Raw genomic sequence first — 21,772 nt, 5'->3', positions numbered from 1 at the left:
ACAGCCGCACGGGACCGGCGCACGGTCGTCGGGCGCCGCCTCCCGGCCCGCGCGGCCCCGGCTGAGGACCCCGACCGGTCATACTGGTGTCATGACCAGCGCGGCGAGGCAGAGAGCGAGATCCGGCGCATGACGCAGTCCCCCGCCCGGCAGACCGCGCCGGCGGCCGAGGAGCCGCGCCTGACGGTGGACGAGCTGGCGGCACGGTCCGGTACGACGGTCCGCACGATCCGCTTCTACAGCGCCAAGGGCCTGCTGCCGCCGCCCGAACTGGGCACCCGCCGCGTGGGTCTGTACGGTCCCGACCACCTCGCCCGGCTCGCGCTGATCGAGGAGCTGCAGCGGCAGGGCCTGACGCTCGCCGCGATCGGCCGCTACCTGGACCAACTGCCCGCCGACATCACCCCCGAGGACCTCGCGCTGCACCGGGCGCTGGTGGCGACGTGGATGCCGGACGCCGCGGAGGAACTGGCCCGTGACGGGCTGGAGCAGCGGGCGGGCCGGCCGCTGAGCGGAGGCGACCTGGACCGGCTCGCGGCCATGGGCGTGCTGCACCCCACCGCGGACCCCGGGGTACTGCTGGTGAATCCGGCGCTGCTGCACCTGGGCGTGCGCCTGCTGGACGTGCCGATCCCGCTGGAGACGCTGCTCGCCACCCGGGAGATCGTGCTGAAGCACGCCCGCGCGGTCGCCCACGAGCTGCACCGGCTGTTCCAGCAGGAGGTCTGGCAGCCGTACGTGGCCGGGCGCCCGGCCCCGGAGGAGCGGGCCCGGATGCGCGGGCTCACCGACGACCTGCAGCCGATGGTCGTCCAGGCCCTGGTCACCGCCTTCCAGCGGTCGCTCGCCGAGGAGCTGCGGGCCACGGCCGCCGGGCTCGGCGACCGGGGACGCGGCGAGGAGTGACGGCGGCGCCGCGGCCCCCGGTGCGGGGGCCGCGGCGCCGGTCGGTCGGGTCAGCCGTCGGTGAAGGTCTCGCCCCGCTCGGCCTTGCGCACCAGCAGCTCCGGTGCCTCGAAGCGCTCCCCGTAGGCGGCCCTCAACTGCTCGGCGCGGGCGAGGAAGCCGGCCGGGCCCCCGGGGTAGCCGTTGACGTACTGCAGGACGCCACCGGTCCAGGCGGGGAAGCCGATGCCCAGGACGGAGCCGATGTTGGCGTCGGCGACGGAGGTGAGGACGCCCTCCTCCAGGCAGCGCACGGAGTCCAGGGCCTCGACGAAGAGCATGCGCTCCTTGAGGTCCTCGAAGGGTACGGCCGCCGCCTCCGGCTCGGTGAAGTGCTCGCGCAGTCCGGGCCACAGGCCGGCCCGCTTGCCGTCCGCGTAGTCGTAGAAGCCGGCGCCGCCGCTGCGTCCGGTGCGTCCGAACTCCTCGACCATGCGGTCGACGACGGCGTCGGCGGGGTGCGACCGCCAGCTGCCGCCGGCCTCCTCCACCGCCCGCCGCGACTCCTCGCGGATCTTCCGGGGCAGGGTGAGCGTCAGCTCGTCCATCAGGGAGAGCACCTTGGCCGGGTAGCCGGCCTGGGCGGCGGCCTGCTCCACGGTGGCGGGGTCGACCCCCTCGCCGACCATCGCGACGCCCTCGTTGATGAAGTGCCCGATGACGCGCGAGGTGAAGAAGCCGCGCGAGTCGTTGACGACGATCGGGGTCTTGCGGATCTGCCGGACCAGGTCGAAGGCGCGGGCGATCGCCTCGTCGCCGGTGCGGGCGCCCTTGATGATCTCGACCAGCGGCATCTTGTCGACCGGTGAGAAGAAGTGCAGGCCGATGAAGTCCTCGCGGCGCTGCACGCCCTCCGCGAGGAGCGTGATGGGCAGGGTGGAGGTGTTGGAGCACAGCAGGGCGTCGGGGGCGACGACGCCCTCGATCTCCTGGAAGACCTTGTGCTTCAGGGCGGGGTCCTCGAAGACCGCCTCGATGACGGCGTCGCAGCCCGCCAGGTCCTGCGGGTCGGCGGTGGGGTGGATCCGGGCGAGCAGTTCGTCCCGCTTCTCCGGGGTGGTGCGGCCCCGGGCCAGGGCCTTGTCGAGGAGGCCCGCGGAGTACGCCTTGCCGTGCTCCGCCGCCTCGGCGCTGACGTCCTTCAGGACGACCTCGATGCCGGCCCTGGCGCAGGAGTAGGCGATGCCGGCGCCCATCATGCCGGCGCCGAGCACGGCCACCTTGGTGACGGTGCGGGCCGGGACGTCCTTGGGGCGGCTGGCGCCGGAGTTGACGGCCTGCATGTCGAAGAAGAAGGCCTGGATCATGTTCTTCGCGATCGGGCCGGTCACCAGCTCGGTGAAGTAGCGGGCCTCGATGGCGAAGGCGGTGTCGACGTCGACCTGGGCGCTCTCCACGGCGGTGGCCAGGATGTTGCGCTGCGCCGGGTAGGGGGCGCCGGCGAGCTGCTTGCGCAGGTTGGCCGGGAAGGCGGGCAGGTTGGCGGCGAACTTGGGGGTGCTGGGGGTGCCGCCGGGGATGCGGTGGCCCTTGACGTCCCAGGGCTGCGCGGACTCGGGGTGGGCGTCGATGAAGGCGTGCGCCTTGGCGAGCATGTCGTCGCGGTCGGTCGCGACCTCGTGGACCAGGCCGTTCTCCAGCGCGCGCCGCGGGTCGTACTGGTTGCCCTGCAGCAGCACCTTCAGCAGCGCGTCGGTGATGCCGAGCAGCCGCACCGTGCGGACGACCCCGCCGCCGCCGGGGAGCAGGCCGAGCGTCGCCTCGGGGAGCCCGATCTTCGAGCCGGGGGCGTCGAGCGCGACCCGGTGGTGGCAGGCGAGCGCGATCTCGTAACCGCCGCCGAGGGCGGCGCCGTTGATCGCGGCGACGACGGGCTTGCCGAGGGTCTCGATGCGGCGCAGGTCGCGCTTCATGCCCATGCCGGCCTCGAAGATCTGCGGTGCGTCCTCGGGACCCGCCTTGATCATGTCCTTGAGGTCGCCGCCCGCGAAGAAGGTCCTCTTCGCGGAGGTGACGATGACGCCGCGGACGGCGTCGCGTTCCGCCTCCAGGCGGTCGGCGACGGCCCGCAGGGACGCCCGGAAGGCCTGGTTCATGGTGTTCGCGGACTGGTTCGGGTCGTCGAGGACGAGCGTGACGACCCCGGTCTCGTCCTGTTCCCAGCGGATGGTGGTGTTCGTCGGAAGTGCGCTCATGTTCGGTCGGCTCCGTAGCGGGTGAAGCGGGACGGGACGGGGGTGTCAGAGGCGTTCGACGACGGTGGCGATGCCCATGCCGCCGCCGACGCACAGCGTGGCGAGTCCGTACCGCTGGTCGCGGCGCTCCAGTTCGTCGACCAGGGTGCCCAGGATCATGGCGCCGGTGGCACCGAGGGGGTGGCCGAGCGCGATGGCGCCGCCGTTGACGTTGACCTTGTCGTGGCTCAGGCCCATCTCGCGCATGAAGCGCAGGACGACGGCGGCGAAGGCCTCGTTGATCTCGACGAGGTCGATGTCGTCGACGGTCAGCCCGGCCTTGGCGAGTGCCTTGCGGCAGGCGGGGGCGGGGCCGGTGAGCATGATGGTGGGGTCCGAGCCGGACACCGCGGCGGAGACGATGCGGGCGCGCGGGGTCAGGCCGAAGCGCTCCCCCGTCTCGCGGTTGCCGATGGCCACCAGGGCGGCGCCGTCCACGATGCCGGACGAGTTGCCCGCGTGGTGGACGTGGTCGATCCGCTCGATCCAGTGGTACTTCTGCAGCGCCACGGCGTCGAAGCCGCCCGCCTCGCCGATCGTGGCGAAGGACGGCTTGAGCCCGGCCAGGCTCTCGGCGGTGGTGCCGGGCCGGATGTGCTCGTCGCGGTCGAGGACGACCAGGCCGTTGCGGTCGAGGACGGGGACGACGGAGCGGTCGAAGCGGCCCTCCTTCCACGCCTCGACGGCGCGGGCCTGCGACTCGGCGGCGTAGGAGTCCACGTCGTGGCGGCTGAGGCCCTCGATGGTGGCGATGAGGTCGGCCCCGACGCCCTGCGGCACGAAGCCGGTGGTGTAGCTGGTCATCGGGTCCATGGCCCAGGCGCCGCCGTCGGAGCCCATCGCGACGCGGGACATCGACTCGACACCGCCCGCGAGGACGAGGTCCTCCCAGCCGGAACGGACCTTGGCGGCGGCCATGTTGACGGCCTCCAGACCGGAGGCGCAGAAGCGGTTCTCCTGGACGCCGGCCACGGTCTCGGGCAGCCCGGCGGCGATGGCGGCGGTCTTGGCGATGTCGGAGCCCTGGTCGCCGATCGGGGTGACGACGCCGAGCACGATGTCGTCGATCGCGGCAGGGTCCAGGCCGGGCAGGCGGCGGCGCAGTTCGTCGATGAGCCCGGTGACCAGGTCGATGGGCTTGGTGCCGTGCAGGGAGCCGTTGGCCTTGCCGCGCCCGCGCGGGGTGCGGATGGCCTCGTAGACGTAGGCGTCGGTGCTCAACGTCGGGTGCCTTTCGGTGAGGGTGCCGGTGTGGGCAGGGTCCGGGTGGGTGTGCGGGTGGGGCGGGACGGGGCCGCGGTGGTCAGCCGAGCAGCGAACGGCCGATGATCTCCTTCATGATCTCCGTGGTGCCGCCGTAGATGGTCTGGACGCGCCCGTCGGTGAAGGCCCTGGCGATCGGGAACTCGCGCATGTAGCCGTAGCCGCCGTGCAGTTGCAGGCAGCGGTCGGTGACCCGCTTCTGCAGTTCCGTCGCCCACCATTTGGCCATCGACGCGTGCACCGCGTCGAGGCGGCCCGCCGTGTGCTCGCCCACGCAGCGGTCGACGAAGGTGCGGGTGACGGCGCATTCGGTGGCCATCTCGGCGATCTCGAACCGTACGTGCTGCAGCCGGGCGAGCGGCCGGCCGAAGGCCTCGCGCTGCTTGACGTAGGTGGTGGTGAGCTCCAGCAGGTGCTCGGCGGCGGCCGCCGCGGCGACGGCGATGGTGAGCCGCTCCTGGGCGAGGTTGGCCATGAGGTGGAGGAAGGCCTGGTTCTCGGTGCCCAGCAGGTTCTCCTTGGGCACCCGCACCTGGTGGAAGAAGAGTTCGGCGGTGTCCTGGGCCTTCTGGCCGATCTTGTCGAGGTTGCGGCCGCGCTCGAAGCCGGGCATGCCGCGTTCCACCACGAGCAGGCTCAGCCCGCGCGCACCGCCCTCGGGGGTGGTGCGGGCGACGACCACCACGAGGTCGGCGAGGATCCCGTTGGAGATGAAGGTCTTGGAGCCGTCGAGGATCCAGGCGTCGCCCGCGTCCGTTGCGGTGGTGCGGATGCCCTGCAGGTCGGAGCCGGCGCCGGGTTCGGTCATGGCGATGGCCGTGATGGTCTCGCCGCTGCAGAACCCGGGCAGCCAGCGCCGCTTCTGCTCCTCGGTGGCCAGTCCCGTCAGGTAGGGGCCGACGATGTCGTTGTGCAGGCCCAGGGCGAGCCCGTGCGCCCCGGCGCGGGCGAACTCCTCGGCCAGCACGACCGCGTGGCGGAAGTCGTCGTTGCCCCCGCCGCCGTACTCCTCGGGCACCGCGGGGCCGAGCAGGCCCTGGCGGCCGGCGGCGAGCCAGGCCTCCCGGTCGACGATGCCGGCCTTCTCCCAGCGCTCGTGGTGCGGCAGCACCTCCTTGGCCAGGAAGGCCCTGACGGTCTCCCGGAACGCCTCGTGCTCGGCCGTGAAGAGCTCGCGCTGCATGCTGGTGCCTGCCTTCCGCCGGTGGCCCGGCTACGGGAGCCGGTCCGCGGCCCGCTCGACGAGGGAGGTGACGGGCGTCGCGGCGGCGGGCGCGACCGCCCGCGGCACCGGGAGGTCCCAGTCGCGGGCGACCTCCGCGGTGTGCGCGCCGGGCAGGGCGGGCGGCCGCCGCAGCGCGCCGGGGGTGACGGAGAAGCGCGGGGCGGGGGCGGGCTGGGTGACGCCGCCGGGGCCGGCGAAGGTGCCGCGGGCCGCCAGGTGGGGATGGGCCGCGGCCTCGGCCAGCGACAGCACCGGCGCCGTGCAGGCGTCGCTGCCCTCGAAGACCTCCGTCCACTCCTGGCGGGTACGGGTCGTGAAGCGGGCCGCGATCACCGCGCGCAGTTCGTCCCAGCGTCCGAGGTCGCCCCGGTCCGGCGCGTCCTCGGGGAGGCCGAGCAGCCGGGCGAACTCGGCGTAGAAGGCGGGCTCCAGGGCGCCGACGGCCATCCATCCGCCGTCGGCCGTCTCGTAGACGGCGTAGTAGGGGCAGCCGCCGTCCAGCAGGTTGGCGCCCCGCCGGTCCTGCCAGCCCCCGGCGGCGGCCATGCCGCGGATCATCGCGCCGAGGTGGGCGACACCGTCGACGATGGCCGCGTCGACGACCTGGCCTGTGCCGGTGGTCCGGGCGTGGTGCAGGGCGGCGAGCACCCCGGTGACCAGGTAGAGGGAGCCCCCGGCGTAGTCGCCGAGCAGGTTGGCCGGGATCGCGGGCGGCCCGTCGCCGGGGCCGATCATCCCGAGGGCCCCGGCGACGGCGATGTAGCCGATGTCGTGCCCGGCGCGCGGGGCGAGCGGCCCGTCCTGGCCCCAGCCGGTCATGCGGCCGTAGACGAGGCGGGGGTTGCGGGCGTGGCAGTCCGCCGGGCCGACGCCCAGGCGCTCGGCGACGCCGGGGCGGTTGCCCTCCAGCAGGACGTCGGCGCGGGCGGCCAGGTCCAGGACCAGCCGTACGCCCTCCTCGCTCTTGAGGTCGGCGACCACGGAGCGCTTGTTGCGGTTGGTGACGTCGTGCGCCGGGTCGATGCCGAGCCGGGAGCCGCCGGGCCGGTCGACGCGGACGACGTCGGCGCCGAGGTCGCCGAGGAGCATGGCGGCGAACGGGGCCGGGCCGATGCCGGCCAGTTCCACCACGCGCACACCGGTGAGCGGCCCGCCCGCGGTGGACGCCTCGGACGCCTCCCGCGGTCGCGTTCGCGCCTCGGTCATCGGGGGCCTCCGGCTTCGCGGCGAGCATGACAGTATTGCTGTAACACTGGCGATGCTATGGATGCGCGATGCCGTTGACAAGGGCCGCAGCCCCGGCGGGCCGCGGTTCGTGTGAGGATCACCACCATGGAGGAGGCACAGTGGCAGAGGTGACGGACGCAGGCCCGCCGGACGACGCCGTACGGGTGAGGGAGCTCTGGCAGGACCTGGGCCTGCCGGGGATCGTGGACGTGCACACGCACTTCATGCCGGACCGCGTGCTCGCCAAGGTCTGGGCGTACTTCGACTCCGCCGGCCCGCTCACGGGCCGGCCGTGGCCGATCGCGTACCGCACCGGCGAGGAGGAGCGGGTGGCCACGCTGCGGGCGTACGGGGTGCGCGCCTTCACCTCGATGCTCTACCCGCACAAGCCGGCGATGGCCGCCTGGCTGAACGCCTGGGCCGCGGACTTCGCCGCCCGGACGCCCGACTGCCTGCACACGGCGACCTTCTTCCCGGAGCCGGAGGCCCCCGGCTACGTCCGGCAGGCCCTGGAGGCCGGCGCCCGGGTCTTCAAGTGCCACGTGCAGGTGGGGGCCTTCGACCCCAACGACCCGCTGCTCGACCCCGTCTGGGGGCTGCTCGCGGACGCCGGCGTCCCCGTCGTCACCCACTGCGGCTCGGGTCCCGTCCCCGGCCGGCACACGGGTCCCGGCCCGATCGCCCGGCTGCTGGCCCGGCACCCCCGGCTGCGGCTGGTCGTCGCGCACATGGGCATGCCCGAGTACGGGGCGTTCCTGGACCTCGCCGAGCGGTACGAGGGGGTGCACCTGGACACCACGATGGCGTTCACGGACTTCAGCGAGGCCGCCGCGCCCTTCCCGCCCCCGGAGCGCAAGCGGCTGGCCGACCTCGGCGAACGCGTGCTGTTCGGCAGCGACTTCCCCAACATCCCGTACGCTTACCTGCACGCGCTGCGGGCGCTGACGCGGCTGGAGCTGGGCGACGCGTGGACGCGGGGCGTCCTGCACGGCAACGCCGTACGCCTCTTCGGGATGCCGCGGTGACGCCGCCGGGGCGGCCCGCGGGGCCGGAGGCGATCACCACGCCGCGGCTGCTGCTCGAACCGCTGCGGGTGGAGCACGCGGAGGAGATGGCCGACGTGCTCTCCGACCCCGGGCTCCACGCGTTCACCGGCGGCACCCCGTACGACGCGCCGGGCCTGCGCGCCCGCTACACGCGCCTGGTCGCCGGCTCAGGGGACCCCGCGGTCTCCTGGTGGAACTGGGTCCTCCGGCTCCGCGAGGACGGCCGCCTCGCCGGCACCGTGCAGGCCACGGTGGCGTGGGACACCCCCGACGGCACGGTCGCGGAGGTCGCCTGGGTGGTCGGCACGCCGTGGCAGGGCCGCGGCATCGCCACCGAGGCGGCCGTCGCCCTGGTCGGATGGCTCACGACGCTCCCGGTCGGCCGCGTGATCGCCCACGTCCACCCGGAGCACGGGGCTTCCGGGGCGGTCGCGGCCGCCGCGGGCCTGGCGCCCACGTCCGTCGTCGTGGACGGCGAGACCCGCTGGCGGCGCGACGTCACCCCGCCGTCCGGCGCCGCACGGGGCTGACCGGCCCGGGCGCACGGAGGAGGGCGCGGGGTAGTGCACCGTGCGGCGACACCGGCGGGCAGCCACACAGGCGCCGTTGCGGGCACCGGCCGCCGGCGTGATGAAGGATGTCCCCGCCCGGAACATCCCGTTACGTCCCGCCGCACACGCCCCGGAGGTACCCCTTATGGCGCCACGTCCGCACTGGCTCTTCGGCGACCAGTTGGGGCCGCACTTCCTCGGCCGCGGCGTCCCCGTGGTGATGATCGAGGCACGCTCGGCGTTCGCCCGGCGCCGCTCGCACCGCGCCAAGGCGCACCTCGTGCTGTCGGCGATGCGGCACCGGGCGGCGGAACTCGGCGACCGGGTGCGCTACGTGCGGGCCGCGACCTACCGCGAGGGGCTGCGCGAGGCGGTCGGCGACGCGCGGGTGACGGTGTCCCGGCCGGCCTCGCGGGCCGCGCTGCGGCTGGTGGAGGGGCTGGACCAGGTCGAGGTCCTGCCGGACCGGGGATTCCTGGTGTCGCGCGAGGACTTCGCCGGCTGGCTCGAAGGGCGCCGCGGCGGACGCCTGCTGCTGGAGGACTTCTACCGCTGGGTGCGCCGGTCCCACGACCTGCTGATGGACGGCGGCGAACCGGCGGGCGGCCGCTGGAACCTGGACCACGACAACCGGGAGCCGCCGCCGCGCGACCGGGACGACCTCGGGGTGCCGCCGCCCTGGCGGCCGCACGAGGACGAGATCGACGAGGAGGTCCGGCGCGACCTGGACCGCTGGGAGCGCGAGGGGCTGGTCCGCTTCGTCGGACGCGACGGCCCGCGGCTGTTCCCCGCGACCCGGCGCGAGGCGCTGGCGGCGATGCGCGCCTTCATGGCGCACCGGTTGCCGGATTTCGGCCGGTACGAGGACGCGATGCTGGCCGGGGACCCGGTGATGAGCCACAGCCTGCTCTCCGCCCCCCTGAACCTGGGGCTGCTGCACCCCGCCGAGTGCGTCGAGCGGGCGGAGCGCGCGCTGCGCAGCGGTGCGGCGCCGCTGAACAGCGTGGAGGGCTTCGTGCGGCAGGTCGCCGGATGGCGGGAGTACGTGCAGCAGGTCTACTGGCACTTCGGCGCGGACTACCGGCAGCGCAACGCGCTGGACCACCACACGCGGCTGCCGCGGTGGTTCCTGGAACTGGACGCGGACGCGGTGCGGGCCCGCTGCCTGTCGACGGTGCTGGCCCAGGTCCGGGACACGGGCTGGACCCACCACATCCCCCGGCTGATGGTGCTGGGCAGCCACGCGCTCCAACAGGGTTGGGACCCGGCGGAGTTGACGGACTGGTTCCACCGCTGCTTCGTCGACGGCCACGACTGGGTGATGGCGCCGAACGTGGTCGGGATGTCCCAGTACGCGGACGGCGGGCTGATGACGACCAAGCCGTACACCTCGGCGGGCGCCTACATCCACCGCATGAGCGACCTGTGCGACGGCTGCGCCTACCGGCCCGCCGAACGGACGGGCGAGCGCGCCTGCCCGTACACGACCGGCTACTGGTCCTTCGTGCACCGGCACCGGGACCTGCTCGCCGCCAACCACCGTACGGCGAGGGCGGTTCGGGGTCTGGAGCGGCTGGGGAACCTGCCCGAGGTGCTGGCGCTGGAGGAGGAGCGCGGGCGCCGGACTCCGTGACGGAGTGCAACCTCGGCCGCGCAGCGGGTACCCGAACACGGGTGCCCCCTGGCGACACCTACGAAGGAGAGCCACCATGTCACTCTGCGTAGCGAACTCGATGCACTTCAGGCACGTATAGTTACCTGCGTCACACCAATAACAGGGAACGGTTCAGGGCACCACGTGAGTCTCATACGTAGGGCCGCAGTTGGGCGCTGGAGCTGGTTGCTGCCCGACGCGCAGGAGAAGTGAGGAGAAGCCATGCGACCGTTCGCGCTGATTCATGCCCGACCGGCCACACCCGAAACATTTGTAGCGCCGTACACCTACGATTCCGCCCTGCAGCTGAACGTGCTCCCCGACGGCCGCCCCGTCATCACCGACCGCGCGCTGCTGCTCGCCACGGCCGCCACCGTCTCCACCGCCGGCTCCAAGACGCACTTCGACGACTGAGCACCCCGAACCCGATGACCGTCCTGATCCTCACCTCTCCCGAGGACGTGACAGCCGACCTGGTGGTGGCCGCGCTGCACGACCGCGGGACGCCGGTGGTCCGCCTGGACCCTGCGGACCTGCCCGGCGAGGTGTCCATGTCGGCCGAGTACGTACGCGGTGACGTACGCGGGTACCTCTCGGTCCAGGAGCGCATGGTGAGCATGGACAGCGTGCGCTCCCTGTGGATACGAAGACCCGGCACACCCGGCGCGGGCGCGGTGGAGCAGTCCGAGTGGCTGACCGCCGAGGCCGGCGCGGCACTGTACGGGGCGCTGCGCTGCGTCCGGGCCCGGTGGATGAACCACCCGGCCGCCGCGACGCAGGCCCGCTACAAGCCGTGGCAGTTGTTCACCGCGCACCACTCGGGGTTCGCGGTCCCCGCCACGCTCATCACCACCTTCCCGCAGGCGGCACGGGAGTTCGCCGAGCAGCATCCGCAGTTGGTCGTCAAGTCGGTCTCCGGCACGCACCCGGGCGATCCACCGATGGCGCTGCCGACCACGCTGGTCGCCCCGGACGCAGACTTCTCCGCGGTCGCGGCCGGGCCGACGCTGCTGCAGCAGTACATACCCAAGGCCGCCGACATCCGCCTGACCTGTGTCGGGACGGAGTTGTTCGCGGCCCGCAAGAAGTCCGGTCCCGACCAGGTGGACGGCCGTTTCGGCAGCCCCGAGGACGTGGACTGGGAACCCGTGCAGCCGCCGGTGCGCATCGCGCGCTCGGTGCGGGAGTACATGACCGCGGCCGGACTCGCCTACGGCGCCTTCGACTTCGCCGAGGACACCGACGGGACCTGGTGGTTCCTGGAGTGCAACCAGGGCGGTCAGTTCGGCTTCGTCGAGCTGGCGACGGGGCAGCCCATCACCGCGGCCATCGCCGGCTGGCTGACCGGCTGATCACCCGGCCGGCTGATCACCTGGCCGGCTCACCTGCCCACGGCTGACCATCCGTCAGGACTCGCGCAGACCCCACGGGACGCCGTAGGAGGTCAGCAGGTCGAGAAACGGCCGCGGGGCGAAGGCCTCGGGGCCGAGGACACCGCTGCCCGCCCAGGTGCCCGCGGCCATCAACTCCAGCGCCACCACGGGGTTGACGGCCGTCTGCCAGACGACGGCCTGCGAGCCGTACTCGCGCATCGACCACTGGTTGTCGACGACGTGGTACAGGTACACCTCGCGCGCCCGGCCGTCCTTCGTCCCCTTCACCCACGTGCCGGCGCAGGTCTTGCCGTGCATGCGCTCGCCCAGCGTCGCCGGGTCGGGCAGGCAGGCGGCCACCACGTCCCGCGGGCTGACCAGGACGGATCCCCCGCCGCTCGGCACCCGGACGGGCTCGGTGCGGTCCAGGCCGAGCTGGTGGAGGGTCCTGAGCGTGCCGATGAACTCCTCCCCCAGGCCGTACTTGAAGGTGACGCGCCCCGCGTCGACCCAGCGCGGCATCAGCAGCACCTCCTCGTGCTCGACGTTCACGCAACCGACGGGGCCGATGCCCTCGGGGAAGTCGAAGACCTCCGGCTCGCTGAAGGGCGGGGTCGTGAACCAGCCGCGTCCGGCCTCGTACACCACCGGCGGGTTCAGGCACTCCTCGATCGTGGTCCAGATGCTGAACGACGGTGCGAAGTCGTGGCCCTCGACGGTCAGGTTCGCCCCGTCGCGCACCCCGATCTCCTCGATCGCGTCGAACAGTTCGTCGGCGGCGTAGCGGGCGAAGACGTCCGAGAGGCCCGGCTCCACGCCCATCCCGACCAGGGCCAGCCGGCCGGCCCGCTCCCACTCCGCGGCCCGCTCGAACTGGGCGTCGCCGAGCTTGACCCCGCACTCCTCGTAGGGGCGCTCCGGATGCGGGCGGGAGAGCGACATCGCCATGTCCAGGTAGTCGGCGCCGGCGGCGAGGGCCGCGCCGAACAGGGGCATCACGAAGCGCGGGTCGGTGGCGTTGAGCAGAACGTCGCAGCGCTCCTGGGCGAGCAGCGCGCCGACCGCCGCCTCGTCGGAGGCGTCGACGCGGGCGGCGGAGAACCGGCCGCCGCCGTCCGCGGACGCCACGGACGCCACGGCGGCCTCGGCGCGGACGAGGTCCCGGTCGGCGACGACCATGGCCTCGAAGAACGGGCGACAGGCGGCGATCCGGGCGATGGCGGTGCCCACCCCGCCGGCTCCCACGAGCAGTACACGCATGGCTGACAACTCTCCGTTCCGAGGCGGAGGCGCCTCTGCCCAGGGATGAAACGCCGCCCGTCGCCGTATGGTCAATGGTGTTGGCATAAGGACGCACGCCGGGAAGGGAGGGCCTCGTGCCCAAGAAGGTTGTCGAGGAGGCGGCACGCCGGCGCCGCCGCCCCACCAGGAACGGGGCGGTGCTCTCGCACCGGCTGATCGTCGACACCGCGCTGCGCATGCTGCACGAGCACGGCCCCGCCGGACTCACCGTGCGGCGGCTGGGCACCGCGCTCGGCGCCGACCCGAGCACGCTCTACCGGTACTTCCGCGGTATGAACAACCTCACCCTCGCCATCGCGGACGACCTGATGGGCCGGGCGATGGAGGGGTGGCGGCCCACCGGCGGCTGGCGCACCGACCTGCGCGACCTGGGGATGCGCATCCACACCGCGTACCTCGCCCACCCCCACGCGGCGGTGCTCACCGCCAGCCGGGTCTCCGGCCGGGCCCACGAGACGGCGGCCGACGAGGCGGTCCTCGGCGTCCTGCGCACCGCCGGGTTCCCCGACCCCGCCGCGGTGGCGATCTACCAGGCCCACATCGACCAGGCCCTGGCCTTCGCGGCGCTGGACGCGGCGACCCTGGCCCTCCCCGAGGCCGCCCGGGCCGCCGACCGGGACGTGTGGCGGGAGACGTACGCGCGCCTCCCGGCACGTACCCACCCGCACATCGCGGCCACCGCGGACCTGCTGGTCGCCCGGATGAACCGCAGCGCCTACCCCACCGCCCTCGACATGCTGCTCGACAGCGCCGCCGCCCGGCTGGCGGCGTCGCGCCGGGGCTGAGGGCTCGCCCGACCCTCCCGCCGCCCCCGCATACTGGAAGGCCGGACCCGCCCCTGACCTGCGCGGGTCCCGGAACGACAGAGCGAGTGGGGTTGGTGGAACGTGCGGATGCCAGTCGTCGAGGACGAGGAGACACGCACGGACGCGACGACCGGGCGAGCGCCGCGGCGGACGTCCGGGCCGGGCGCCCGTGGGGAGTGCGACGCATGACACGCTCCCGCACCGAGCAGCGTGGCGCGACGAGGCCCCGGCGACGCGTGACGGCGTCGCGCCTCACCGTCCTCGCGGTCCTGGCCGTCTGCGCCGTGGGACTGTGCGCCGTGCTGGCCGGGCGGGACGCCGGCGGGCGGACGGCCCCCGCGGCCGCCCAGCACGGACCGGCCGCCTCCGCGGTGCCGTACACGGCATCCACACCGACGACCGCCCAGGCACCGACCTCGACCCCCAAGCACAGGCCGGCCCGGGTGCCGGAGCACGGCGACGGCCGGTTCACCGAGGCCCCCGGCACCTCGCGGACCATCGGGCACGGCCCCCTGCTGCGGTACGGCGTGGAGGTCGAGGACGGCACCGGGTTCACCGCCGCCTCGGTGGCCGCCGAGGTGGACCGCATACTCGCCGACAAACGCGGCTGGACGAGGGCCGGCGCCGCCTTCCGGCGCGTCGACGCACCGCCGTACGACTTCCTCGTGCGCCTGGCCACCCCGGACACCACGGACGACCTGTGCGCGAAGTACGGCCTGGACACCGGCGGCGAGGTGAACTGCAGCGGCGGCAAGGACGTCGTCGTCAACCTCAAGCGCTGGGTGCTGCTCAGCCCCTACTACAAGGGCCGCCCGGCCGAGTACCGCGCCCTGATCATCAACCACGAGGTGGGCCACCGCCTCGGCCGCGGTCACCGCGGCTGCCCCGGCCCCGGGCGCCCCGCACCGGCGATGATGCAGCAGATCAAGGGCCTCCACGGCTGCACGCCCAACGCCTGGCCCTTCGACCGCCACGGCCGCGCCGTCACCGGCCCCGCCGTCCCGTGAGCCGCGGAGGCGTTCAGTCGAACCAGCCGCGCCAGCGCGTTCGCACCGGCGCGCACTCCCCGGACGCCCTCTTCTGCTCCATCAAGCGCTCCACATGGGCCTCGCCCTCGGCCGTGAGCCGGAAGTCGGCGTCCATGTCCTCGCTCGGCCAGGCCAGGACATAGGGGCAGGGCGGCTCGACCGGCCGGGTCGCGTACCAGCCGAACCCCACGACCAGCGCGAGGAGTCCACCGACCGACGCGCGCTGCCAAGGCGACCGCCGGGCCCAGATGTCGATCACGCGCAGAGCGTAGCGCGACGCCCGGGACGGCCGGCCCGTGACCCTCGGCTGCTCCGTCCGACCAGGGCCGGGGCCAAGAGTTCTGCGCAGCGTCGGGGCGACGGCGGGGCCGGGGCGCGGCTCCGGGCTCGTCCCGAGGCCCCCTGGCGCACGGCGCGCCGCGCCGCTTTGCTGGGGGCGGACCGCTCTGCCCGTGCCCCGCCGTCGAGCCCGAGGACAGGACGACATGACCGCGGAGACCACCGCACAGCCCGAGGACGCCGCCGGCGTCCGGCCCGTCCCCGGCCCGCGCGGGCTGCCGCTGCTCGGCAGCCTGCCGGCCTTCGCCCGCGACCCGCTCGCCTTCTTCGTCAGGCTGCGCGGCCACGGCGACCTGGTGCGCTGGCGGCTCGGCCCGCAGCGCGCGCTGTTCCTCTCCCGGCCCGAGCACATCGGCGAGTTGCTCACCGGCGTCGAGACCGTCTTCCGCCATCCCGAACTCGGCTGGGCCTTCAAGCTGGTGCTCGGGGACGGCGTCGTCACCAGCGAGGGTCCCGCGTGGCGCCGCAAGCGGGCGCTGGTGCAGCCCGCCGTGCGCCCCCGGCAGGTGCGTTCGTACGCGGGCACGATGGCCGAGTGCGCGGCGGCCGCTGGCGAGCGGTGGCAGGCCGGCCGGCGCCTGGACGTGCGACGGGAGATGCTGGCGCTCACCCAGCGGATCGCGGTGCGCACCCTGTTCGGCGCCGACACCGAGGGGCGGGAGGACGTGATCGGCCGGGCGATGGACGTCGCCCAGCGCGCCATCGGCGACGAGTTCCGGGGCGTCACCCTGTTCCTGCCGCCGTGGGTCCCGACGCCGGGCCGCCGGCGGCTCAAGGCCGCGGTGAAGGTGATCGACGCGGAGGTGGCCCGGGTCACCGGGGCCCGTCGGCACGGCGGCGAGGAGCGCGACGACCTGCTGAGCCGGCTGCTGGCGGCCGTCGACGAGGAGGGCCGCCCGCTCACCGACCGGGAGGTCCGCGACGAGGCGGTCACGCTCTACATCGGCGGCCACGAGACCACGGGCACCACCCTCACCTGGGCCTGGTACCTGCTCGCGCGGAACCCCGCCGCGCGCGAGCGGCTCACCGACGAGCTCGCCCGGGTGCTGGGCGACCGCGACCCGGGGTTCGACGACCTGAAGGAACTGAGCTGGACGGAGCAGGTCGTCAAGGAGACCCTGCGGCTCTACCCTCCCGTGTGGCTGATGACCGGGATCGCCACGGCGGACTCCGTGCTCGACGGGCGGCCGGTGCCCGAGGGCACCGTGCTGTGGTCCAGCCAGTGGAGCGCGCACCGCGACGCGCGCTGGTTCCCCGCGCCCGGGGAGTTCCGGCCCGAGCGGTGGGAGGGGGAGGAGGCGGCCGCGCTGCCGGACCACGCCTGGTTCCCCTTCGGCGGCGGCGCGCGGGCCTGCCTGGGCGCCCGCTTCGCGATGGTGGAGGCGGTGCTGGTGCTGGCCACGCTCGCCCGGCGCTTCCACGTGGACGTCGACCCCGGCGAGATCCCGCCGCGCCCGGGACTGACCCTGCAGCCGGGCCGGGAGGTGACCGCGACGCTGCGTGCCGTGTGAGCCGACGGCCCCGCCCGTCCGGGTAGGGTCGGGACGGTGGCACCGGAACCGGAAGGGCTGTTCCCGCTCGACGACGTCCTGCCCACGCGGCGCACGGCGCCGGCCCCCGCGTCCTTCCGCGACTCCCCCGCCGCGGCGCGCATGCTGGACGTCCGCACGGTGTACGCCGAGCCGGAGGCGGCCGCCTCGCCGCGGGGGCGGGAGATCCTCGCCCGCTTCCCGGACGCCGAGGTGGTCGAGGTGCCGTCGCACTGGCGGATCCCGGGCCTGCACGGCAACGAGGGCAACGCCGCGCGCTGGGTGCGGATCAAGGCGGGGACGCTCGTCCTCGGGGTGAAGAAGACCCTGACCGTGCGCCCCAACGGCCGCTCCGCCGACTGGATCGCGCCCGGCGCCTCCAACGGCTGCGCCATGGCCTGCGCCTACTGCTACGTCCCCCGCCGCAAGGGCTACGCCAACCCGGTCACCACCTTCACCAACGTCGACCGGATCATCGCCCGCGTCGCACGGCACGTCGCGGAGCAGGGCCGCAAGCCCGCTCCCAACCAGTGCGACCCGCGCGCGTGGGTGTACGACGTCGGCGAGAACGGCGACTGCTCGGTGGACGCCCTGATCGGCGACAACACCGCCGACCTCGTGGCGGCCTTCCGGCACTGGCCCACGGCGAAGGCGTCCTTCGCGACCAAGTTCGTCAACCCCGACCTGCTGCTGCTCGACCCACGCGGACGCACCAGGATCCGCTTCTCCCTGATGCCGCCCGAGGACGCCCGGCTGCTGGACGTCCGGACCAGCCCGGTGGCCGAACGGATCGCCGCCGCGGGGGACTTCCTCGAGGCCGGGTACGAGGTGCACTTCAACCTGTCGCCGGTCGTCGTGCGGCCCGGCTGGCAGGCCGCGTGGGCGGAGCTGTTCCGGCGGCTGGACGACGTCCTTCCGGCGGCGGTGAAGGCCCAGGCCGCGGCCGAGGTGATCATGCTCACCCACAACGCCGGGCTGCACGAGGTGAACCTGAGCTGGCACCCCCGGGCCGAGGAGGTGCTGTGGCGCCCGGAACTGCAGGAGCCCAAGCGGTCGCAGAACGGGGACCTCAACGTGCGCTACCGCGCCGCGGAGAAGGCGGCGTCCGTGCGCCGGCTGCTGGACCTCGCCGCGGAGTACGCGCCCTGGCTCCGCATCCGCTACGCCTTCTGAGGCCGGCCCCGGGCTCCCCTCCTCACGTGCCGCGCGCGCGTTCCCTCCGGGAGTTCCCGTTCGCGGCGTGATGCAGGCCACGTACGAAACCGTTTCGTTTCGACGAGCCGGAGCTTAGCCTCTGAGGAGTACGAAACGGTTTCGTTCAGGACGGAGAGGGTTCATGACCGCACCGGTCGCCGCCCGCCGCGGCAGCCGCCTCACCCCGGAGCGCGAGGCCGCGGTCTACGCGAGCACCCTCGACCTGCTCCGCGAGGTCGGCTACGAGGCCCTGACCATGGACGCCCTCGCCACCCGCGGCCACTGCAGCAAGGCCACCCTGTACCGGCAGTGGGGCGGCAAGGCACAGCTGGTCGCCAGGGCCCTGCGCCACGAGCAGCCGGCCGGCGCCGGTGACGTCGACACCGGGAGCCTCAGCGGCGACCTCCGTGCCCTGCTGACCCTCGTGGACGACCGGCGGATGGAGCGCCAGTGCGCGCTCATGCGCGGCCTGACCATGGCCCTGCAGGGCAACCCCGACCTGATGCGGGCCCTGCGCGAGGTCATGGTCCAGCCGGAGCGCTCGGGCCTGGACGCCCTGCTGCGGCGTGCCGTCGACCGCGGGGAGATCAGCGCGGACAACCCGGCGCTCCCCCACCTCCTGCAGATGCTGCTCGGCGCCTTCGTCACCCGGCAGGTGCTCGAGGGCGAGCCGCCCACGCAGGCCTACCTGCTGGCCTTCCTCGACGCGGTCGTGCTGCCCGCGCTCGGCGTCCGCCCCGCACCCGCCGACGGACCTCCCGCCCCTGCCGCCGCGTCCGCCCCCGCCGCCGCGCCCGCTCCCTGACGGCGCCCCTCCACCTCCGCCCCCGAACCCGACAGGGAGTACGCACCCGTGGCCACGTTCCTCTACCGGACCGGCCGGTTCGCCTTCCGGCGACGGCACTTCGTCGTCCTGATCTGGGTGGCGCTGCTCGCCCTCGCCGGCGTCGGCGCCGCCAACGCGCCCGCCGCGGGCAGCTCCTCCTTCTCCGTGCCCGGCACCGAGTCCCAGAAGGCCTTCGACCTCCTCGACGAGCGCTTCCCCGGCACCGGCTCCGACGGTGCGACCGCCCGCGTGGTCCTCAAGGCCCCCGCCGGCGGGAAGATGACGGAACGCGCCAACAAGGAGACCGTCCGGAAGGTCGTCGACGAGCTGCGGCGCGGCTCCGAGGTCGCCTCGGTCGACGACCCGTACACCGCGAAGGCCGTGAGCGAGGACCGGACCGTCGGCTACGTCCGCGTGGCGTACGAGGTCCCCGGCATGGAGCTGCGGGACTCTTCCCGCGAGGCGCTGGAGACCGCCGCGGAGCACGCCCGCGACACCGGGCTGACCGTGGAGATCGGCGGCGACGCGCTGCAGACGGCCCCCGAGACCGGGGCGACCGAGGTGATCGGCATCGCCGTCGCGGCGGTCGTCCTGGTGATCACCTTCGGTTCCCTGGTCTCCGCCGGCCTGCCGCTGGTCACGGCACTGATCGGCGTCGGGATCGGCGTCAGCTCCATCACCGCGCTGGCGAGCGCCCTCGACCTGGGCTCCACCACCTCGATCCTGGCCATGATGATCGGCCTGGCCGTGGGCATCGACTACGCCCTGTTCATCGTGTCCCGCTTCCGCGCCGAACTCGCCGAGGGGCGCCGGGGCGAGGAGGCGGCCGGACGCGCCGTCGGCACCGCCGGCTCCGCCGTGGTCTTCGCCGGACTGACCGTCGTGATCGCGCTGGTGGGCCTGTCGGTCGTCGACATCCCGATGCTGACGAAGATGGGCGTCGCCGCCGCCGGCACCGTCGTCATCGCGGTCCTCATCGCCCTCACCCTGGTGCCCGCGCTCATCGGCTTCGCCGGCCGGCGGATCCGCCCGGCCGACGCCGGCGGGCTGTTCCGCCGCCGCGGCAGGAACGCCCACCACGCCCACCACGCCCACCACGCCCACCGCAGGCCCCCGGCCGAGCGGCCCAACATGGGCACCCGCTGGGCCCGTTTCGTCATCCGGCGTCCCGTCGCCGTGCTGCTGGTCTGCGTCGCGGCGCTCGGCGCGGCGGCCGTACCCGCCGCGTCGATCGAGCTCGGCCTCGGCGACGACGGCTCCCAGCCCGCCTCGACGACCCAGCGCCGGGCGTACGACCTGCTGTCCGAGGGCTTCGGCCCCGGCTTCAACGGGCCGCTCGTCGTGGTCGCCGACGTCAGGGGCGCCGACGACCCCCGCGGCGCGGTCCGCGAGACGACCACGGACATCAAGGGCCTGGACGACGTGGCGGCCGTGACCCCGGCGAGGTTCAACAAGGCCGGCGACACCGCGACCCTCACCGTGGTGCCCGCGTCCAAGCCGAGCAGCACCGAGACCGAGGACCTGGTCGCTGCGATCCGCGGCACGGGCGACCGGATCACCGACCGCACCGGAGCCAAGGTCTCCGTCACCGGCACCACGGCGATGAACATCGACACCTCGCAGAAGCTCACCGACGCGCTGCTGCCCTACCTGGCGCTCGTCGTCGGCCTCGCCTTCGTGCTGCTGATCGTCGTGTTCCGTTCGGTGCTCGTCCCGCTGAAGGCCGCCCTGGGCTTCCTGCTCTCGGTGACGGCGGCCCTCGGCGCGGTCGTCGCGGTGTTCCAGTGGGGGTGGCTGGCCTCCCTGCTGGGTGTGGAGCAGACCGGGCCGATCATGTCGATGATGCCGATCTTCCTGGTGGGCGTGGTCTTCGGTCTCGCCATGGACTACGAGGTCTTCCTGGTCACCCGCATCCGTGAGGCGCACGTCCACGGCGAGCGGCCCGGGCAGGCGATCGTCACCGGGTTCCGGCACGGTGCCCGGGTGGTCACCGCGGCCGCGGTCATCATGATCGCCGTCTTCGCCGGGTTCATCGGCTCCGGCGAGGCGATGATCAAGTCGATCGGCTTCGGTCTGGCCATCGCCGTCTTCTTCGACGCCTTCATCGTGCGCATGGCCGTCGTCCCCGCGGTGCTGGCGCTGCTGGGCCGGCGGGCCTGGTGGCTGCCGTCCTGGCTGGACCGGATCCTGCCGGACGTCGACGTCGAGGGCGAGGGGCTGCGCCCCGCGGGCGCGGCGGACGGGGCGGAGCCGTCCGGTCCGGCGGCGGAGCGGGAGCCTCAGCCGGCCCGCACCTGACCCCGCGTACGTCCCGCGCCTCCCCGGTCCACGCCTCCCCGGCCCACGCCACCCCCCTGCGGCGTGGGCCGGGGGCTGGGTAGCGTGGGGCGCGGGGCCGTACGACCGACGTACGGCAGTGAAGGGACGGCGCGCAGGTGCAGCAGGAATCGGCGGACTTCCCCGCGCTCGCCGCGCCCGCGGCGGCGGACCTGGCCGCGCTCGACGAGCGGCTGACCGGCTGCCGGGCCTGCCCACGGCTGGTCGCCTGGCGCGAGGAGACCGCCCGGGTACGGCGCCGCGCCTACGCCGGGTGGGAGTACTGGGCCCGTCCCGTGCCGGGCTTCGGCCCGCCGGACGCGGCACTGGCCCTGGTCGGCCTGGCCCCCGCGGCGCACGGCGGCAACCGCACCGGCCGGATGTTCACCGGCGACCGCTCGGGCGACGTGCTCTTCGAGGCGCTGCACGCCGTGGGCCTGGCCTCCCAGCCCACCTCCGCCGAACGGGGTGACGGCCTGGAGCTGTACGGGGTACGGGTGACCTCGCCCGTCCACTGCGCGCCGCCCGCCAACAAGCCCACCACGCAGGAACGGCTGACCTGCCGCCCGTGGCTCGTGCGCGAACTGGAGCTGCTGCGGCCCACGCTGCGCGCGGTCGTCGTGCTCGGCGCGTTCGGCTGGCAGGCGCTGCTGCCCGTGCTCGGCGGCGCCGGATACCGGCTGCCGCGCCCGCTGCCCCGGTTCGGGCACGGCGTGCACGTGGAACTGGCGGGCCCGGAAGGGGAGCCGCCGCTGCACCTGTACGGCTGCTACCACGTCAGCCAGCAGAACACCTTCACCGGGCGGCTCACCCCCGCCATGCTGCGCGAGGTCCTGGCGGCGGCCGGCGAGCGGGCCGGGCTGCCCGTGACACGCCGCGACGGCTGAGACCGGCCGGGACCGACGTGACCCGGC

19 protein-coding genes are annotated in these 21,772 nt (G+C 74.1%); 13 read left to right on the top strand and 6 right to left on the bottom strand.

Annotation, left to right across the window (positions count from 1 at the left end; all coding sequences use genetic code 11):
• The first annotated feature begins 129 nt into the window (after window positions 1-129).
• Window positions 130-906 carry a MerR family transcriptional regulator gene (locus ABZ479_RS23430; protein WP_499602982.1) on the top strand — a complete coding sequence of 259 codons (777 nt, stop codon included), beginning with the start codon at window positions 130-132 and terminating at the stop codon, window positions 904-906.
• Between the two features lie 50 nt (window positions 907-956).
• Here the strand turns inward: ABZ479_RS23430 and ABZ479_RS23425 are convergent, their stop codons facing one another.
• The 4 genes from ABZ479_RS23425 to ABZ479_RS23410 form a co-directional block, all read right to left on the bottom strand.
• Window positions 957-3,140 carry a 3-hydroxyacyl-CoA dehydrogenase NAD-binding domain-containing protein gene (locus ABZ479_RS23425; RefSeq protein WP_500463400.1) on the bottom strand — a complete coding sequence of 728 codons (2,184 nt, stop codon included), beginning with the start codon at window positions 3,138-3,140 and terminating at the stop codon, window positions 957-959.
• A gap of 45 nt (window positions 3,141-3,185) precedes the next feature.
• The gene (locus tag ABZ479_RS23420) at window positions 3,186-4,400 is read right to left on the bottom strand and encodes an acetyl-CoA C-acetyltransferase (protein ID WP_499602986.1); all 1,215 of its coding nucleotides are present in this window, start codon (window positions 4,398-4,400) and stop codon (window positions 3,186-3,188) included.
• An 82-nt stretch (window positions 4,401-4,482) separates the two neighbouring features.
• On the bottom strand, window positions 4,483-5,625 hold the full coding sequence (locus ABZ479_RS23415) for an acyl-CoA dehydrogenase family protein (RefSeq protein ID WP_500463399.1): 1,143 nt from the start codon (window positions 5,623-5,625) through the stop codon (window positions 4,483-4,485).
• A gap of 30 nt (window positions 5,626-5,655) precedes the next feature.
• Window positions 5,656-6,873 carry a CaiB/BaiF CoA transferase family protein gene (locus ABZ479_RS23410; RefSeq protein WP_500463398.1) on the bottom strand — a complete coding sequence of 406 codons (1,218 nt, stop codon included), beginning with the start codon at window positions 6,871-6,873 and terminating at the stop codon, window positions 5,656-5,658.
• A gap of 140 nt (window positions 6,874-7,013) precedes the next feature.
• Here ABZ479_RS23410 and ABZ479_RS23405 point away from each other — a divergent pair, with 140 nt between their 5' ends.
• The 5 genes from ABZ479_RS23405 (at window position 7,014) to tgmB (ending at window position 11,497) form a co-directional block, all read left to right on the top strand.
• The gene (locus ABZ479_RS23405; RefSeq protein WP_500463397.1) at window positions 7,014-7,919 is read left to right on the top strand and encodes an amidohydrolase family protein; all 906 of its coding nucleotides are present in this window, start codon (window positions 7,014-7,016) and stop codon (window positions 7,917-7,919) included.
• A complete protein-coding gene (locus tag ABZ479_RS23400) occupies window positions 7,916-8,470 on the top strand; it encodes a GNAT family N-acetyltransferase (protein ID WP_500463396.1) in 555 nt (184 codons plus the stop codon). Before ABZ479_RS23405 ends, ABZ479_RS23400 begins: the two co-directional genes overlap by 4 nt.
• A gap of 166 nt (window positions 8,471-8,636) precedes the next feature.
• Complete coding sequence (locus ABZ479_RS23395) at window positions 8,637-10,124, top strand: cryptochrome/photolyase family protein (RefSeq protein ID WP_500463395.1); 1,488 nt, start codon at window positions 8,637-8,639, stop codon at window positions 10,122-10,124.
• A 243-nt stretch (window positions 10,125-10,367) separates the two neighbouring features.
• Entirely contained in the window at window positions 10,368-10,559 is a 192-nt protein-coding gene (gene tgmA, locus ABZ479_RS23390; protein WP_018562451.1) for a putative ATP-grasp-modified RiPP, read from the top strand.
• A 14-nt stretch (window positions 10,560-10,573) separates the two neighbouring features.
• A complete protein-coding gene (gene tgmB / locus ABZ479_RS23385; RefSeq protein WP_500463394.1) occupies window positions 10,574-11,497 on the top strand; it encodes an ATP-grasp ribosomal peptide maturase in 924 nt (307 codons plus the stop codon).
• Window positions 11,498-11,551: 54 nt separating this feature from the next.
• On the opposite strand, the gene ABZ479_RS23380 is transcribed toward tgmB, so the two are convergent.
• Entirely contained in the window at window positions 11,552-12,778 is a 1,227-nt protein-coding gene (locus ABZ479_RS23380; RefSeq protein ID WP_500463393.1) for a saccharopine dehydrogenase family protein, read from the bottom strand.
• A gap of 116 nt (window positions 12,779-12,894) precedes the next feature.
• On the opposite strand from ABZ479_RS23380, the gene ABZ479_RS23375 reads away from it, so the two are divergent.
• A complete protein-coding gene (locus tag ABZ479_RS23375) occupies window positions 12,895-13,605 on the top strand; it encodes a TetR/AcrR family transcriptional regulator (protein ID WP_500463392.1) in 711 nt (236 codons plus the stop codon).
• A gap of 206 nt (window positions 13,606-13,811) precedes the next feature.
• A complete protein-coding gene (locus tag ABZ479_RS23370; RefSeq protein ID WP_500463391.1) occupies window positions 13,812-14,633 on the top strand; it encodes a DUF3152 domain-containing protein in 822 nt (273 codons plus the stop codon).
• Window positions 14,634-14,646: 13 nt separating this feature from the next.
• Here the strand turns inward: ABZ479_RS23370 and ABZ479_RS23365 are convergent, their stop codons facing one another.
• Window positions 14,647-14,913 carry a hypothetical protein gene (locus ABZ479_RS23365; RefSeq protein ID WP_500463390.1) on the bottom strand — a complete coding sequence of 89 codons (267 nt, stop codon included), beginning with the start codon at window positions 14,911-14,913 and terminating at the stop codon, window positions 14,647-14,649.
• Window positions 14,914-15,139: 226 nt separating this feature from the next.
• Here ABZ479_RS23365 and ABZ479_RS23360 point away from each other — a divergent pair, with 226 nt between their 5' ends.
• From ABZ479_RS23360 to ABZ479_RS23340, 5 genes are all read left to right on the top strand, one after another.
• A complete protein-coding gene (locus tag ABZ479_RS23360; protein WP_500463389.1) occupies window positions 15,140-16,504 on the top strand; it encodes a cytochrome P450 in 1,365 nt (454 codons plus the stop codon).
• 36 nt (window positions 16,505-16,540) lie between these two features.
• Window positions 16,541-17,695: a spore photoproduct lyase family protein gene (locus ABZ479_RS23355; protein WP_500463388.1), complete on the top strand. Its 1,155-nt coding sequence runs from the start codon at window positions 16,541-16,543 to the stop codon at window positions 17,693-17,695.
• A 163-nt stretch (window positions 17,696-17,858) separates the two neighbouring features.
• Window positions 17,859-18,521 carry a TetR/AcrR family transcriptional regulator gene (locus tag ABZ479_RS23350; RefSeq protein ID WP_500463387.1) on the top strand — a complete coding sequence of 221 codons (663 nt, stop codon included), beginning with the start codon at window positions 17,859-17,861 and terminating at the stop codon, window positions 18,519-18,521.
• A gap of 48 nt (window positions 18,522-18,569) precedes the next feature.
• Window positions 18,570-20,840, top strand: coding sequence for an MMPL family transporter (locus ABZ479_RS23345; protein WP_500463386.1), 2,271 nt, complete (start codon window positions 18,570-18,572; stop codon window positions 20,838-20,840).
• Window positions 20,841-20,977: 137 nt separating this feature from the next.
• Window positions 20,978-21,745, top strand: coding sequence for a uracil-DNA glycosylase (locus tag ABZ479_RS23340; RefSeq protein ID WP_499603004.1), 768 nt, complete (start codon window positions 20,978-20,980; stop codon window positions 21,743-21,745).
• The last annotated feature ends 27 nt before the right edge of the window (window positions 21,746-21,772 follow it).

The organism is Streptomyces sp. NPDC005722 (assembly GCF_040630935.1).
Lineage (GTDB): Bacteria > Actinomycetota > Actinomycetes > Streptomycetales > Streptomycetaceae > Actinacidiphila.
Note: the sequence above shows the minus strand (reverse complement) of the source record. Positions and strands in the feature narration are given on the sequence as shown.

What these genes read in the sequence shown, in the direction of transcription:
- ABZ479_RS23430 (WP_499602982.1), top strand. Translation starts at nt 130, where the DNA reads ATGACGCAGTCCCCCGCCCGGCAGACCGCGCCGGCGGCCGAGGAGCCG.
- ABZ479_RS23425 (WP_500463400.1), bottom strand. Translation starts at nt 3,140, where the DNA reads ATGAGCGCACTTCCGACGAACACCACCATCCGCTGGGAACAGGACGAG.
- ABZ479_RS23415 (WP_500463399.1), bottom strand. Translation starts at nt 5,625, where the DNA reads ATGCAGCGCGAGCTCTTCACGGCCGAGCACGAGGCGTTCCGGGAGACC.
- ABZ479_RS23410 (WP_500463398.1), bottom strand. Translation starts at nt 6,873, where the DNA reads ATGACCGAGGCGCGAACGCGACCGCGGGAGGCGTCCGAGGCGTCCACC.
- ABZ479_RS23395 (WP_500463395.1), top strand. Translation starts at nt 8,637, where the DNA reads ATGGCGCCACGTCCGCACTGGCTCTTCGGCGACCAGTTGGGGCCGCAC.
- tgmA (WP_018562451.1), top strand. Translation starts at nt 10,368, where the DNA reads ATGCGACCGTTCGCGCTGATTCATGCCCGACCGGCCACACCCGAAACA.
- tgmB (WP_500463394.1), top strand. Translation starts at nt 10,574, where the DNA reads ATGACCGTCCTGATCCTCACCTCTCCCGAGGACGTGACAGCCGACCTG.
- ABZ479_RS23380 (WP_500463393.1), bottom strand. Translation starts at nt 12,778, where the DNA reads ATGCGTGTACTGCTCGTGGGAGCCGGCGGGGTGGGCACCGCCATCGCC.
- ABZ479_RS23370 (WP_500463391.1), top strand. Translation starts at nt 13,812, where the DNA reads ATGACACGCTCCCGCACCGAGCAGCGTGGCGCGACGAGGCCCCGGCGA.
- ABZ479_RS23360 (WP_500463389.1), top strand. Translation starts at nt 15,140, where the DNA reads ATGACCGCGGAGACCACCGCACAGCCCGAGGACGCCGCCGGCGTCCGG.
- ABZ479_RS23350 (WP_500463387.1), top strand. Translation starts at nt 17,859, where the DNA reads ATGACCGCACCGGTCGCCGCCCGCCGCGGCAGCCGCCTCACCCCGGAG.